Below are 15075 nucleotides of genomic sequence, written 5' to 3'. Positions count from 1 at the left end.
CCGACACCACAGCGGGTGCGACCGGCGGCAGCCAGGCTATCGGGAGATCATGGCGGGAGGCCAGGCTGCGGACCGCACGGGCAGACGAAGATCACCCGTTCAGCCACATGCCAAACGTGAGCTGGACTCGCCGACCCGCCCTGCATACCGTGGGCCCTGGCCGGGGCGGGCAGACCCCGGTCACCACCTCCGGGCCCGGTTCGCCCGATCGACGTGAGCAGGCCGAGTCGATGCGCGTGCTGCATGTGAACAAGTTCCTCTACCGCCGTGGCGGCGCCGAGGGGTATCTGCTCGATCTCGCCGACCTGCAAAGGGCCGCGGGTGACACTGTCGCCTACTTCGGCATGAGCCACCCGGAGAACGAGTCACCGCTGCCGTACGCCGCGCGGTTCCCATCCGAAGTGGAGTTGGAGCCGGCGCCGAGCGGGCTACGGCCCCGCGCGGTGGCCGTCGGCCGGATGCTGTGGTCACCGACGAGCCGCCGCGGGCTGGCCCGGGTGATCGACGACTTTCGGCCGGACGTGCTGCACCTGCACAACATCTACCACCAGCTCTCCCCGTCGGTGCTCGCCGCAGCCCGCGCGGCCGGTGTGCCGTGCGTGCTGACCATGCACGACTACAAGCTCGCCTGCCCGAGCTACCAACTGCTCGACCGGGGCCGGCCCTGCCAGGCGTGCGTCACCGGTGGCCCGTTGCAGGCGGCCCGTCGTCGCTGCAAGGACGGATCGCTGTCGCGCAGCGGACTGCTCGCCGTCGAGTCCTGGTTGCACAGGCAGTTCGACGCGTACGACCCGGTGCGGCTCTTCATCAGCCCGAGCGGGTTCCTGGCCGACGTGATGCGCCGCGCGGGCGTCTACCCGGACCGGCTGCGGGTGGTCAACCACTTCGTCGACCTGACCGGTGTGGCGGCCAAGCAGACGCCCGGCGGCGGTGTCGTCTTCGCCGGCCGGCTCGCGCCGGAGAAGGGTGTCGACGTGCTGATCGAGGCGGCCGCCGCGCTGCCGGACGGGGTCAGCGTGGACGTCGCCGGAGACGGCCCGGCCCGCCCGGAACTGGAGGCGCTCGCCGCACGCCGGGTGCCCGGCCGGGTCCGGTTCCACGGCCGCCTCGACAAGCAGCGCCTGCACGAGCTGATCCGCTCGGCGGCGGTGGTCGCCGTCCCGTCCCGATGGCACGAGAACCAGCCGATGGCGGTGCTGGAGGCGTTCGCCTGCGGTGTGCCGGTGGTCGCCACCGACCTGGGCGGGCTTCCCGAGCTGATCGAGTCCGAGGTGGACGGCCGCGTCGTCGCCGCCGACGAGCCCACGGCCCTCGGCGACGCGCTGAACGACCTGCTGGCCGACCCCGAGCGGGCGTACCGGATGGGCCGGGCCGGCCGGGCGAAGATCGCCGCCCAGTTCGCCCCGGACCGGCACCTGGACCGGATCCGTGGGCTGTACGCGGAGGCCGCCGAGGCGCTGCCGTCGCCGCGGCGGGCCGGCCGGGCCGCCGCCGGTGGGGGAGCGGCCCGGTGAAACCGGTGCGGGTGCTCTACCTCGCCGGCAGTGGTCGCAGTGGCAGCACGCTGGTGACCACTGTGCTGGGACAGTTGCCGGGCTTCTTCGCGGCGGGCGAGCTGCGGTACCTGTGGCGGCGCGGCATCCTGGAGAACCGGCAGTGCGGCTGTGGCTCCCCGGTGGCCGACTGCCCGCTCTGGACCCGGGTGCGCGCCGACCTGACCGATGCCGACCCGGCCGGGATCGCGGCTCGGTTGGCCCAGCGGCTGCGGCTGCGGGGGTTGCCCACACTGCTACGCCGCCAGCGCCGGGGGCAGCCTCCGGTCGTGGGGCACCCCGACGACACGCAGCTGGCCCGGCTCTACGCCTCGATCGCCGAACACGCCCTGGCCGGCCGGCCGGACGGTGTCATCGTCGACTCCTCCAAGCTGCCTCCGTACGGTGCCCTGCTCGGCAGCCTGCCCGGCATCGACCTGTACGTCCTGCACGTGGTGCGCGACCCGCGCGCCACCGCGTACTCCTGGCGTCGCCGGCGCCCCCTGGACGGGCCCGCCGACGACCAGCTGATGAGCCGGCCACCGGTGGGCAAGGCCGCGCTGCTCTGGCTGGTCTGGAACACCGCGGCGGTACGACTGTGGGGCGACCGCCGCCGTGCGCCCGGCCGCTACCTGCGGGTGCGGTACGAGGACTTCGTTGCCGACCCGCCCGGCACCACCGCCCGGATCGCCGCTTTCGTCGGCGCGACCCCCGACGAGCTGCCGTTCCCGACACCGGCCACGGTACGGCTCACCCCCACCCACTCGGTGGCCGGCAACCCGTCGCGGCACCGCACCGGGCTGGTCGACGTGGTCGCCGACACCGAGTGGGTGACAGGGCTCCCCACCCGCGCGTACGCAGTGGTGACCGGCCTGACCGCCGTTGTCCTGAGACGGTTCGGCTACCCGTTGCGACGCCCGGCGGCCACCTCTCCCGCCGCCCGCCTCACCGCGGACCCGGCCGTCTCCCCGTCACCCGCCACCCGGCAGGAAGGCTGAACGATGCTCTCACTGGTGGTGGGCACCGGTCGCTGCGGTTCGACACTGGTCCAGGAGGTGCTCTCCCGGCATCCCGCGGTCGGCTTCGTCTCCGGCCTGGACGACAAACTGGCCCGGCTCAACCCCAAGGGCAGGTTCAACGGCGCGCTCTACCGGCGCTCGGCACCGCGCCCGGCGGGAATGACCTCGCTGCGGCACAGCCGACGGTTGGTGGAGCGGGGCCGACTCCGGGTGGCGCCGTCGGAGGCGTACCACCTGCTCGACCGGCAGGTGCTGGCCGGCTTCTCCCGACCGTGCCGGGACCTGGTGGCCGAGGACCTGACGCCGTTCGTGGCCCGGCGGCTGCGGGCCTTCTTCGACGAGCGGATCGCGCGGCAGGGCTGTCAGCAGTTGGTCCAGCACGTCACCGGGTGGCCGCGGACCGGCCTGCTGCACGCCGCGTACCCGGAGCTGCGGGTGGTCAACGTGGTGCGCGACGGCCGGGCGGTGGCCAACTCGTGGCTCCAGATGGGCTGGTGGGACGGGTGGCGCGGGCCGGACAACTGGATCTACGGCCCACTCCCGTCCGACCTGCGGGAGGAGTGGGTCGAATCCGGTCGTTCGTTCCAGGTGCTCGCCGCGCTGGGCTGGAAGATGCTGATGGACGCCTTCGCGCAGGCCCGGTTGCGTCACCCGGCCGGCCAGTGGTTGGACGTGCGCTACGAGGACCTGGTCGAGCAGCCGCGCGAGCAGGTCGGCCGGATGCTCGACTTCCTCGGGCTGAGCTGGTCGGCCACCTTCGAGAAAGGCTTCTCCCGGTACGACTTCACCATGGGCCGCGCGGAGGCGTACCGGGACGAACTCAGCCCGGCGCAGCTCGCCGCGATCGACCGGGTGCTCGAGAAGCCGCTGGCCGAGTGGGGCTATCCGGTCTAGGTCGGCGGTCCAGGGCGGTCCGCAGCGGTCAGCGCGCCGGCCAGGTGGCCATGGCCAGTTCCGCGGTATCGGTGAGCTCCGCCGCCGTGGCGCCATCCCGGGCGCGCTGGGACATGCCGTGCATGACGGCCGTGAAATACGCGGCAAGCTTGCGGGGGTCGGCCGTCGCCGGTAGTTCGCCCTCTTGCCGGGCGGTTGCCAGGCGCTTCTCGAAGGTGCCGACGCTGGCGTTGCGCAGGTCGCGCATGTAGGTGGCGACATCGGTGTCGGCCGCGGCCGCGCTGCAGAGCAGGTTTCCGGCCGGCGTCTCGGGGTCGGTGTACATCGCCGCCGCGTCGAGCAGGATGCGGCGGAAAGCATCGAAGGCCGTCGGCTCCCTTGCCATGGCGGCCCAGATGAACTCGCCGGCCGGGGAGCGACCGTACGCCTCGATGACCTCGTTGAACAGGGACCTCTTGTCGCCGAACGCCGCATAGAGGCTGCCGGGCCGGATGCCCATCTCTCGGGTCAGGTCGCTGATGGAGGTCCCCTCGTACCCGTTCTCCCAGAACAGGCGGGTGGCGGCCGCCAGCGCCGCCGCCCGGTCGAAGGTCGGCGGCCGGCCTCGCCGTACCTCTGGTGTATCCATGCCCCCATTCTAGAGCGATCGCTCAAAAGCGGGTCGGAGACTTGTTGGTAGATCACTCAAGAACGAGCTACGGTTCCTCTTGAGCGATCATTCAACAAAGGAGCGGTCATGTCAGGAGCACTGCAGGACAGAGTGGCCGTCGTCACCGGCGGCAGTCACGGGATCGGCCGGGCGACAGTCGAGCGGTTCGCCCGTGACGGGGCGACTGTCGCCGTCGGCTACGGCCACGACGAGGCGGCGGCCCGCGACACGGTGGAGCGCATCCGCAAGCACGGCGGACGTGCGTTCGCCGTGCACACCGAGCTGGGCACACCCGGCGACGCGGCTCACTTCTGGGAGACCTTCGACAAGGCGGGCCGGGAGTTCGTGCCCGACGGGAAGATCGACATCCTCGTTCACAACGCCGCCAAGGGAAGCTTCGCCCGGCTGGCCGACCTCCCCGAGGACGAGTTCGACCAGGTGATGGCCGTGAACGTCAAGGCGCCGTTCTTCATCACGAAGCTCGCGCTGCCGCGACTGCGCGACGGCGGCCGGATCATCAACGTCTCCAGCACCGCGGCCAGAGTCGGAAGCCCGGATCTGCTGGCCTACGGCGTCAGCAAGGCGGCGCTGAACTGGTTCAGCTACGACATGGCGCTGGATTTGGGCCCCCGCGGGATCACCGTCAACTCGGTGTCACCCGGCATCGTCATGACCCGGAACAGCCAGTACCTTGTCGACAATCCGGAACTGGCGGCGCAGCAGACGGCACGCGTCGCCCTCGGCCGGCTCGGCGAGACGGACGACGTGGCCAGCATCATCGCCTTCCTCGCCTCCGACGAGGGGCGCTGGGTGACCGGTCAGGTCATCGACGCTTCGGGCGGCACCGCGCTCTGAGGGCTGGCCCGGCTAGCGCGGATCCTGCCGGCACGACCGTTCCGTTGCGCGTACCGGCCGGGCTATCGACGGACGTCACGAGGGGCGGCTAATCTTTGGCCCCACACCATCGATGTGAGGAGATGCGATGGCGCGCCGTACCGGCCGACCCTCCTACCAGCTGGACAAGGCCGACGTGCGCCGTCAGCGCACAGTGCGCTTCGCGGCCGTCGCAGGCGTGATCGCACTGGTCACCGCGCTCCTCGGCGGGTTGATCGGCTACCAGGTGGGCCGTCCGGACGCCACCGAGGCGACCATCGCGAGCCTCAAGGAGGCCGAGGCGAAGCGGGACGCCCAACAGATCGTGGAGCTGATCGAGACGGCCCGACGGGTCCGCGACCAGGTCGCCCCGGTCCTGACCGGCATCAAGACGGAGACGACCGGTGGACGTGCGCCGGATCCGGCGAAGGCACGCCAGTGGCAGGAGGTCATGCGCCAGGCGGCCGAGCCGTTCGCCGACCCGCCGTCGGGGACCACCGCGACCAACGTGGCGCGCGGGGGGTTGCGCGGAGCGGTCCAGCAGGCGTCGCTGGCCGTCGACGCCTACGCGCTGGCCGCCGGTGTTCCGGCCGCGCAACGTGCGGCCCTGCTGGACGTCACGGCGCGGCAGGCCGCCGAGGCCGCGACGATCTGGTCGGTAGCGGCGACCCAGCTCGACCAGATCAGCGTGGACGCCGGCCATGGTCACCAGCACGTGTTCCTGGACACAGATCCCCACGAGGGGGCCCTCACCCCGGACGGGGCGGCCGAGGGAACCGGTGGCTGAAGCACCTTGCGGGGTAACTGTCGGGTTTGCCGGCGGCGCACGACGTGCCGCGTCGGCCGAGCGCTCGTGCCTTGATCTGGGGGCGACGCGCCGAATCGGGTACGGTCGCTTATCGCAAAGTCTATGAACCAGATTGGCTTTCCGTGTATTGGAAGCCGCATCGGAGGGACACAGCCGTGAGGTTCCCAAGCGCCGTCCGTCAGGCCGGTCTCGTCGTGGCCGTCGCCGCCCTCGCGCTGACCGCGGGTTGCGCGAAGAAGGACGACAGCGAGGTCCAGGCGAGCGGCGTCAAGCTGGTCGCGGCGGGCAAGCTGACCGTCTGCACCCACCTGCCGTACCCGCCGTTCCAGTCCAAGGACGCCAGCGGCAAGGTGACCGGCTTCGACGTCGAGATCATGGACCTGGTCGCCAAGGAGCTCGGCGTCGAGCAGACGATCATCGACACCCCGTTTGAGGGGATCAAGTCCGGCCAGGACCTCAACACCGGCAAGTGCGACGCGGCTGCCGCCGGCATGACCATCACCGACGAGCGGCGGAAGGTGATCGACTTCTCCGATCCCTACTTCGACGCCACCCAGGCGATGCTGGTGAAGACCGGCAAGCCGTACAAGTCGCTCGACGACCTCAGGGGCAGGAAGCTCGGCGTCCAGGCGGCCACCACGGGTCGTGACTACGCCAAGAAGCTCGAGGCGGAGAAGGGCCTGAAGCTCGTCGAGTTCGAGGACCTCGCCGCCCTCCAGCAGGCCGTCGCCAACGGCCAGGTCGAGGCCGCCATCAACGACCTGCCGGTCTGGACCGAGTACCTGAAGAAGAACCCGGGCGGGTTCGAGGTGGCCGCCGAGTTCGACACCGGCGAGCAGTACGGCTTCCCCGTGAAGAAGGACGCCAACCCGGAGCTGCTCAAGAAGATCAACGAGGTGCTGGCCAAGGCCAAGCAGGACGGCACGTACAACACGATCTACGAGAAGTGGATCGGCAAGCGGCCGACCGCCTGAGCCGCATAGCGGCCGAGCGCCTGAGCATCGCGCAGTACCGGAGGGCGTGCGCCCCGCGCGCCCTCCGTGTCGGCAACCTCCGGGAAGGCAACGAGCAAACGTGAAGCTGCGACGCCGCCAGCGGGAGCGGCTGTCCCTCGGGCTCCAGTACCTGGTCTTCATCGCCATCATCGCGACGGTGCTCGTCGCCGCCGACTGGGACAGGCTGGCCGACGCGTTCTTCCGCGTCGACATCATCAAGTCGATGTTCCCGACGATCATCACCGTCGCGCTGCGCAACACCATCCTCTACACGCTCGGCGCGTTCGCCTTCGGCCTCGTGTTCGGCACCATCCTGGCGTTGATGCGACTGTCCCGGGTGGCGCCGTACCGGTGGGTGGCGACGGCGTACATCGAGCTGTTCCGGGGTCTGCCCGCGCTGCTGGTGCTCTTCCTCGTCGGGTACGGCATCCCGATCGCCTTCCCGGAGCGCGAGATTCCGGGTGGGGTGTTCGGTTCCATCGCGATCGGCCTCGGGTTGACCGCCGCCGCGTACATGGCGGAGACGATCCGGGCCGGCATCCAGGCCGTGCCGAAGGGGCAGATGGAGGCGGCGCGGACCCTCGGCATGTCGCACTTCACCGCCATGCGCACGATCGTCATTCCGCAGGCGTTCCGGATCGTGATCCCACCGCTGACGAACGAGCTCATCCTGCTCACCAAGGACTCGTCGCTGGCGTACGTGCTCGGGGTGACGGCGCAGACCATCGAGATCACCAAGTTCGGTCGGGACATGCTCAACGACCGGGTGAACGCGACCCCGCTGCTGGTGGCCGGCCTGGCCTACCTGGTGATCACCCTGCCGCTGTCGCAGGTGGTACGACGCCTCGAACTCCGCTACGCCAAGGCTCGGTGACCTCGATGACGACCACCCCATCCCGCCCCGCCGTGGAGATCCGCGACCTGCACAAGTCCTTCGGCCCGCTCAAGGTGCTCAAGGGCATCGACTTCGAGGTCGGCCAGGGCGAGGTGGTCTGCGTCATCGGTCCGTCCGGCTCCGGCAAGTCGACCCTGCTGCGCTGCGTCGACCTGCTGGAGGAGCCGACGGCCGGCAAGATCTGGGTGAACGGGGTCGAGATGACCGACCCGGACGTCGAGATCGACGCGGTCCGCAGGGGCATCGGCATGGTGTTCCAGTCGTTCAACCTGTTTCCGCACCTGACCGTCCTGAACAACCTCACGATCGCCCAGCGGCGGGTGCTCCGGCGAGGTCGGGCCGAGGCCGAGCGGATCGCGCGGGCCAACCTGGAGCGCGTCGGGCTGACCGACAAGGCCGACGCCTTCCCGGCGCAGCTCTCCGGTGGGCAGCAGCAGCGGGCGGCGATCGCCCGGTCGCTGTCGATGGAGCCGAAGTTGATGCTCTTCGACGAGCCGACCTCCGCGCTCGACCCGGAGCTCGTCGGCGACGTGCTGACCGTCATGCGCAAGCTGGCCGAGGACGGCATGACGATGATGGTGGTCACCCACGAGATGGCGTTCGCCCGCGACGTCGCCGACCGGGTCGTGTTCATGGATGGTGGCGTGGTGGTCGAGCAGGGGCCGCCGCAGGAGGTGCTGGGCGCGCCGAAGCACGAACGGACCCGTGCGTTCCTGTCCCGGGTCCTCGACCCGACCCACGTCGCACAGCTCGGTGGGCCTGACCAGTCGCCGGACCCGCCAGCGGCCGCCGCCCTGCCGGCAGACGACCGCCACCAGCTCTGACTCACAGCTCCCGTACGTCCTACCCGCCGGGTTGCCGCATCGACGGCAGCCCGGCGGCTGTTTGTGTGTCAGGACTATGTCAATCGACGGACGTCGTGATGTCAAGGTAATCTTTTTGCAATCAGAGCTGTACTTTCGTCGATGGATTACATAAGTTGCTGTCATCCATCGAAAGTTCTGAGTCTTCCGAGCAAAGCCCGCGACGAGCCTCACCCTCAGTCGTGCCACCGCCCCCGCGCTCGGCGGTCGATGCACCCTGCCCTCGTCGCGTCTTCGCCCGGTCGGGAACGGAGACCCATGGACGATCACGCTGGTGGCCCTCACCGCCACCTGTCCCGCAGATCGCTGATCGCCACCGGCGCGCTCGCCGCCGGGGCGTTGGGCGCGTCCGCCCCAACGATCGGCACCGCGTTCGGTGGCAGCCCCGCCCGGGCCGCCGCCGGTGTCACCAAGAAGATCACCATCTACGCCGAGCAGTTGCCCGGCAACCTGTTCGGGTACGGCCTGGCGCCCGGTCAGGCCACCGTCCCGGGCCCGATCCTGGAGATGTACGAGGGTGACACCCTGGAGATCACCCTCGTCAACACCACCGACCAGCGGCTGTCCATCCATCCGCACGGGGTGGACTACAGCACCGAGTCCGACGGCAGCCCGTTCAACGCCTCGTTCAACAATCCCGGTGAGACGCGGACGTACGTCTGGCGCTCCCACGAGATGGTGGCCGCGGCGGGCCGGCGCTACATGCCGGGCAGCGCCGGCTACTGGCACTACCACGATCACGCGATGGGCACCGACCACGGCACCGGCGGTGTCGCGAAGGGACTCTACGGCGCGCTGATCGTCCGGCGGCGCGGCGACATCCTGCCGTCGAAGCAGTTCACGGCCGTGTTCCACGACATGATGATCAACAACAAGATGGCCCCGGCGACCCCGATGTTCGAGGCGAACCTGGGCGAGCGCGTCGAGTGGATCGCCATCGGCCACGGCAACCTGTTCCACACCTTCCACCTGCACGCGCACCGCTGGGCGGACAACCGCACCGGCATGTTGGAGGGACCGGCCGACCCGAGCCTGGTGGTCGACAACAAGGACCTCAACCCCGGCAGCTCGTTCGGTTTCCAGGTGCTGGCCGGGGAGGGCGTCGGACCCGGCGCGTGGATGTACCACTGCCACGTGCAGACGCACTCCGACGGCGGCATGGCCGGGATCTTCCTGGTGCGCAACGCCGACGGCAGCATGCCGCCGGGCGCCGAGGAGGCGATCCACCGGTTCCAGGGCCACACCCACACGCACGGAAGCTGACCGAACCGAAAGTGGGGACGGGCATGACCCGAAAGTTACGACGAACCCTCGCCGCGGTAGCGGCCTTCGCGACACTGATCCCGGCGACGACGGCGGCCGCGGCCGCACCACGAACGGCTGTCGCCCCGCAGGCGGCCCAGCCGCAGCGGACCGCGGTCCTGGTGTTCCACGGCCCGGTGGTCGAGCAACAGGACCCGGTTTCTCGCGCGGTGGACACCATCAGACAACTTGCTGCCGTCCATGACATCGATGTCACGGCCACCACGGACCCGGGTACCTTCACCGCGGCCGGGCTGTCCGCGTACCGCAGCGTGGTCTTTCTCTCCGCGACGGGCGCCGCGCTGAACCGCGACCAGGAGTCGGCGCTACAGAGCTACGTCAAGGCCGGCGGCGGTTTCGTCGGCATCGCCGACGCCGCCCGCGCCCAGGTCGACTCCACCTGGTTCACCGGTCTGATCGGCACCCGCCCGGCCGGCGCCATCCCGGTCGCCGAGCCGGTGGCCCGGGTCACCGCCAGCGGCGAGAACCCGCCCAACGAGACAAAGGAGAAGCTGACCGACGGCGACGCCAACACGAAATGGCTGGTCCGCACCCCGACCGCGTGGGTGGCGTACGAGTTGAGCGCGCCGAAGCGGATCACCGGATACGCGCTCACGTCGGCCAACGACTCGGCGGGTCGGGACCCCAAGGACTGGACCCTGCAGGGCTCCACCGACGGTCAGAGCTGGACCGACCTGGACCGCCGCACCGGGCAGACCTTCCCGGACCGGTACCAGACCCGGCGGTTCGACATCGCCACGCCGCAGGAGTTCTCGCGCTACCGGCTGAACGTCACAGCCAACAGCGGTGAGCCGCTGGTCCAACTCGCCGACCTGCGCCTCTTCACCGGCAGCACCACCGCCCCGGAACCGCCCGCGGTGAACCGCGCGGTGGTGAACATCCTGGACCGCAAGCACCCGGCCACCGCGTCGCTGCCGATGACCATCACCAGGTCCGACCGGTGGGAGAACTGGGACCCCAACCCGATCGGCACCGTGCACACGCTCGCCCAGGTCGAGGAGCGGCACTACAACCCGGGGGCCAGCGCCAACGGCGCCTTCCACCCGGTGTCCTGGTGCCGGGACTACGACGGCGGCCGGTCGTTCTACACCGGCATGGGCCACACCGAGGGCAGCTACGGTGAGGAGGCGTTCCGCACCCACCTCGCCGGAGCCCTCAACTGGACCACCGGTCGGGTACGCGGCGACTGCCAGGCCACCATCGCCGCGAACTACAAGGTGGAGCGACTCACCGCCGCCAACCAGACCGGGCAGCTGGACCAGATCGGCGAGCCGCACGGGCTCACCATTGCGCCGGACGGCACCGTCTTCTACGTCGGCAAGGCGGCCTGCCCGAGCGGCCCGATCGCGGACTGGACCAACCCGAAGGTCGGCCTGGGCTGCGGCACCATCCACTCCTGGGACCCGCGTACCAAGCAGGTCAAGCTGCTCACCACTTTGGAGGTGATGGGCAACCGGGGCAGCGGCTCCGAGCTGGTGAAGAACGAGGAGGGCCTGCTCGGGATCGTGCCCGACCCGAAGTTCGCCGAGAACGGCTGGCTCTACGTCTACTGGATGCCGCACGACTCGGTCGACCGGGTGAAGCGGGTCGGTCAGCGGACCGTCTCCCGGTTCACCTACGACCGGCAGGCGCAGACCATCGACCAGGCGACCCGCAAGGACCTGTTGCAGTTCCCGGTGCAGATCCACAGCTGCTGCCACGCCGGTGGCGGCATGGCGTTCGACGCCAAGGGCAACCTCTACGTCGGTTCCGGCGACAACAACTCCTCCGAGGGGTCGCAGGGCTACGCCGGCAACAACTGGACCCAGGAGTACCAGGGGATCTCGTTCCAGGACGCCCGCCGCACATCGGGTAACACCAACGACCTCGCCGGCAAGATCATCCGGATCCACCCGGAGGCGGACGGCACGTACACCATCCCGGAGGGCAACCTGTTCCCACCGGGCACCGAGAAGACCCGGCCGGAAATCTACGTGATGGGCGTGCGCAACATCGCCCGCCTCCAGATCGACCCGGTGCACCAGTGGCTGACCGCCGGCTGGGTCGGCCCGGACGCCTCGTCGCCCAGCCCCACCCTGGGCCCGGCGAAGTACGAGACGGCCACCATCATCACCTCGGCCGGTAACCAGGGCTGGCCGTACTGCATGGGCAACCGGCAGCCGTACCGCGACCGCAGCAACACCGATGCGACGGTGCTGACCGGCTGGTACGACTGCGACAACCTGAAGAACACCTCGCCCCGCAACACAGGGCTGGTGGACATCCCGGCGGCCCGGGACAACATGATCTGGTACTCGCCCGACGGTGGCGGCCCGGTGTTCCCGAAGCGGACCGACGGCAGCGGCCTCCCGACGTACGTGGCGGCCGACGCCACCTACACGCAGCCGTACCTGCGCGGCGGCGGGCAGGCCATCATGTCCGGCCCGACGTACCACCGGAGCCTCGTCGACACCGCCAGCGGCGTGGCGTGGCCGGAGCACTGGGACGGCAAGTGGTTCATCGGCGACCAGTCGAACGCCGCCAACCGGGTCGCGGTCACCGTCGACCCGGCCGGCGTGCCGCAGGCCGCCCCACCGGTGTACGCCGAGTCGCTGCGGGCCATCATCCCGGGCGGGAACGGCGACACCAAGTTGCAGAGCTGGATGGACGCGAAGTTCGGCCCGGACGGCGCGCTCTACCTGCTCGACTACGGCGGCGGGTTCTTCAGCCTGCACGCGAACCAGAAGCTGATCCGGATCACCTACACCGGCGGAGCGCCCACCCCGGCACCGGCCGCGACCTCGACCGCCGTGCAGAACAAGCCGCTCACCATCGCCTTCACCGGTTCCCGCTCCGGCGGCGTCAGCCACCGCTGGGAGTTCGGCGACGGCGCCACCTCGACCGAGGCGGACCCGAGGCACACGTACGCCACTGTCGGCACCTACACCGCAAAACTCACCGTCACGTACGCCGACGGTGAGACGGCGACGGTGCAGACCACTGTGACGGTGGGCTGCGCGGTGCCCGACGACCGGTCGACGGTGTGGCTCGGCGACACCGACACCGGGGTGCCCAGTCGCCCTGTCGGGCAGGGCTGCACTGCCAACGACCTGATCGACGACGAGAGCACCTGGGCCGACCACAACGGTTTCGTCCGACACGTGACCGCGGTGGCCCGCACCTTGCAGGACGACGACCTGCTCAACAGCCGCGAAGCGGGCACCCTCACCCGCCTGGCCGCCGCGTCTGAGATCGGCCGGGACGGCCACACTGGGTACGAGCCGCTCTTCGACGGCACCGCCGAGTCGCTGCGCGGTTGGCAGCAGGCGCCGTCGGGGCAGTTCACCATCCAGCCGGACGGGTCGCTGCGCTCCAGTGGTGGCCTGGGCATGCTCTGGCACACCAAGGAACTGGGCGACTTCTCGCTGAAGGTCCAATTCAAGGACATCGCGCCGGGCACCGGCCGGGCCAACACCGGAGTCTTCATCCGGTTCCCGGATCTGCGAACCCCCCTCGACCAGCGTCCACCGGGCAGCTGCGGCACGATCGGGTCGGCGCGGACCTCGACGGCCTGGATGGCGATCTACTGCGGACACGAGATCCAGATCTACGACGGTGACGCCGGCGAGCCGCAGAAGACCGGCTCGGTCTACAACTTCGACCCGGTGCCGCTGGCCCAGGCCGGCGTGACGCCGAAGAACGAGTGGAACGACTACGAGATCCGCGCCGTCGGGCAGCACTACACGATGATCCGCAACGGCGTGGTGATCAACGAGTTCGACAACACGCCCGGCAAGCAGTCGTCGCGCGCCGGCGACCCGCCGACCGACCTGCGGCAGTTCCTGCGCGGTTTCATCGGCCTGCAGAACCACGGTGACAACGACCTGACCGAGTTCCGCAACATCCGCGTGCGGGAACTCTAGGAGTGACGATGACCCGACGACTGACGGCCGCGCTGGCGGCGCTCCTGCTCACGGTGATCCCGTTGGCAGTGGCGCCCGCCTCCGCCGCCCCGCGTGTCGCCGCCGACCAGGTGTTGACCTGGACCGCCGACGACAGCATCACCCGCTACAAGTCCGCGCCCACCACAGCGGTGGCCGGAGCGACCACGATCATCTGGGAGAACAGCGCGGCCACCGGCAACACCACCGGGATGCCACACACGCTGACCTTCGACACCAGCACCGAGGGCTACAACCACGACGTCACGGTCAACATCCTGGCCAGCCCGTTCGACGCCAACGACGGCCGCCACCAGGCGACAGTGACGCTGACCCCGGGCCGGTACCGGTACTTCTGCTCGATCCCGGGCCACAGCGCGATGGTCGGTGAGCTGGTGGTCACCGACGGTGGCGGGGGCGGCGACACCACCGCGCCGACAGTGACCGCCGCGGTCTCCGGTGACCAGGACCAGGACGGCAACTACGTCGGCGCGGCCACTGTGACAGTGACGGCCACCGACGCCGACTCGGGGGTACAGACCGTCGAGTACCAGGTCGACGACACCAGCTTCCTGCCGTACACCGAGCCGGTGCGGGTGACCGCGATCGGCGACCACGCGGTGCAGTTCCGGGCCACCGACAAGGCCGGCAACACCAGCGCCGTCGGCTCGGTGGCGTTCCGGATCGTCGAGCCGGGGGAGGAGGACACCACCGCGCCGGTGGTCGCGGTCGCGCTGGCCGGCGACCGCGACGACGACGGCAACTACATCGGTACGGCCACCGCCACGGTGACCGCCACCGACAGCGGATCCGGCGTCGCCACCATCGAGTACGCCCTGGACGGGGCAGCCTTCACCGCGTACACGAACCCGGTCGTGGTGAACGCGGCCGGGATGCACATGCTGCACTACCGGGCGACCGACGCCGCCGGTAACACGTCGGCGGAGCAGATGTCGCACTTCACCGTCGTCGAGCCGCAGGCCGAGGACACCACCCCGCCCACTGTCGCCGCCACGGTGGCCGGTGACCGGAACGACGACGGCGGGTACGTCGGCGGCGCGACAGTGACAGTGACGGCCACCGACGCCGAGTCGGGCGTGGCGAAGATCGAGTACACGCTCGACACCGGTGCCTGGACGGCGTACACCGCGCCGGTCGCCGTCCGCGCACCCGGCGCGCACACAGTGCGGTACCGGGCGACCGACACGGCGGGGAACTCCTCCGCCGAGCAGTCGACGACGTTCACAGTGGTGGCCGACGCCACCGACAACTGCCCCGACTCGGACACCCGGGCCACAGTGGTC

Annotated in this window: 11 protein-coding genes and 1 pseudogene; 11 read left to right on the top strand and 1 reads right to left on the bottom strand. The window is 70.2% G+C overall.

Annotation, left to right across the window (positions count from 1 at the left end):
- Positions 1-230: 230 nt before the first annotated feature.
- The 3 genes from OH804_RS15015 to OH804_RS15005 are packed head-to-tail and all read left to right on the top strand — an operon-like array spanning position 231 to position 3445.
- A complete protein-coding gene (locus tag OH804_RS15015) occupies positions 231-1514 on the top strand; it encodes a glycosyltransferase family 4 protein (protein ID WP_196922531.1) in 1284 nt (427 codons plus the stop codon).
- Positions 1511-2530 (top strand): sulfotransferase family protein, encoded by a 1020-nt coding sequence (locus OH804_RS15010; RefSeq protein WP_406065854.1) that lies wholly within the window; start codon positions 1511-1513, stop codon positions 2528-2530. Before OH804_RS15015 ends, OH804_RS15010 begins: the two co-directional genes overlap by 4 nt.
- 3 nt (positions 2531-2533) lie before the next feature.
- Positions 2534-3445, top strand: a complete 912-nt coding sequence (locus OH804_RS15005) for a sulfotransferase family protein (protein WP_406065852.1) — start codon at positions 2534-2536, stop codon at positions 3443-3445.
- A 28-nt stretch (positions 3446-3473) separates the two neighbouring features.
- Here OH804_RS15005 and OH804_RS15000 read toward each other — a convergent pair whose 3' ends face one another.
- A complete protein-coding gene (locus OH804_RS15000; protein WP_357519189.1) occupies positions 3474-4073 on the bottom strand; it encodes a TetR/AcrR family transcriptional regulator in 600 nt (199 codons plus the stop codon).
- A gap of 108 nt (positions 4074-4181) precedes the next feature.
- Here OH804_RS15000 and OH804_RS14995 point away from each other — a divergent pair, with 108 nt between their 5' ends.
- The 8 genes and pseudogenes from OH804_RS14995 to OH804_RS14960 form a co-directional block, all read left to right on the top strand.
- The gene (locus OH804_RS14995) at positions 4182-4949 is read left to right on the top strand and encodes an SDR family NAD(P)-dependent oxidoreductase (RefSeq protein WP_231392616.1); all 768 of its coding nucleotides are present in this window, start codon (positions 4182-4184) and stop codon (positions 4947-4949) included.
- Positions 4950-5076: 127 nt separating this feature from the next.
- Positions 5077-5754 (top strand): hypothetical protein, encoded by a 678-nt coding sequence (locus tag OH804_RS14990; protein WP_406065849.1) that lies wholly within the window; start codon positions 5077-5079, stop codon positions 5752-5754.
- A 176-nt stretch (positions 5755-5930) separates the two neighbouring features.
- Positions 5931-6749 carry a basic amino acid ABC transporter substrate-binding protein gene (locus OH804_RS14985; protein WP_406065847.1) on the top strand — a complete coding sequence of 273 codons (819 nt, stop codon included), beginning with the start codon at positions 5931-5933 and terminating at the stop codon, positions 6747-6749.
- 100 nt (positions 6750-6849) lie between these two features.
- Positions 6850-7644 carry an amino acid ABC transporter permease gene (locus tag OH804_RS14980; protein WP_091406922.1) on the top strand — a complete coding sequence of 265 codons (795 nt, stop codon included), beginning with the start codon at positions 6850-6852 and terminating at the stop codon, positions 7642-7644.
- A 5-nt stretch (positions 7645-7649) separates the two neighbouring features.
- Positions 7650-8489 carry an amino acid ABC transporter ATP-binding protein gene (locus OH804_RS14975; protein ID WP_406065844.1) on the top strand — a complete coding sequence of 280 codons (840 nt, stop codon included), beginning with the start codon at positions 7650-7652 and terminating at the stop codon, positions 8487-8489.
- Positions 8490-8786: 297 nt separating this feature from the next.
- The gene (locus tag OH804_RS14970; protein ID WP_196922538.1) at positions 8787-9791 is read left to right on the top strand and encodes a multicopper oxidase domain-containing protein; all 1005 of its coding nucleotides are present in this window, start codon (positions 8787-8789) and stop codon (positions 9789-9791) included.
- 23 nt (positions 9792-9814) lie between these two features.
- Entirely contained in the window at positions 9815-13753 is a 3939-nt protein-coding gene (locus OH804_RS14965) for a ThuA domain-containing protein (protein WP_406065841.1), read from the top strand.
- Between the two features lie 8 nt (positions 13754-13761).
- A pseudogene (locus OH804_RS14960) lies at positions 13762-15064 on the top strand (OmpL47-type beta-barrel domain-containing protein); the annotation flags it as partial.
- Between the last annotated feature and the right edge of the window lie 11 nt (positions 15065-15075).

The organism is Micromonospora sp. NBC_00860 (genome assembly GCF_045207375.1).
GTDB lineage: Bacteria > Actinomycetota > Actinomycetes > Mycobacteriales > Micromonosporaceae > Micromonospora > Micromonospora vinacea.
Note: the sequence above shows the minus strand (reverse complement) of the source record. Positions and strands in the feature narration are given on the sequence as shown.

Coding starts and splice junctions, on each gene's coding strand:
- OH804_RS15015 (WP_196922531.1), top strand. CDS start 231: ATGCGCGTGCTGCATGTGAACAAGTTCCTCTACCGCCGTGGCGGCGCC.
- OH804_RS15005 (WP_406065852.1), top strand. CDS start 2,534: ATGCTCTCACTGGTGGTGGGCACCGGTCGCTGCGGTTCGACACTGGTC.
- OH804_RS15000 (WP_357519189.1), bottom strand. CDS start 4,073: ATGGATACACCAGAGGTACGGCGAGGCCGGCCGCCGACCTTCGACCGG.
- OH804_RS14995 (WP_231392616.1), top strand. CDS start 4,182: ATGTCAGGAGCACTGCAGGACAGAGTGGCCGTCGTCACCGGCGGCAGT.
- OH804_RS14990 (WP_406065849.1), top strand. CDS start 5,077: ATGGCGCGCCGTACCGGCCGACCCTCCTACCAGCTGGACAAGGCCGAC.
- OH804_RS14975 (WP_406065844.1), top strand. CDS start 7,650: ATGACGACCACCCCATCCCGCCCCGCCGTGGAGATCCGCGACCTGCAC.
- OH804_RS14970 (WP_196922538.1), top strand. CDS start 8,787: ATGGACGATCACGCTGGTGGCCCTCACCGCCACCTGTCCCGCAGATCG.
- OH804_RS14965 (WP_406065841.1), top strand. CDS start 9,815: ATGACCCGAAAGTTACGACGAACCCTCGCCGCGGTAGCGGCCTTCGCG.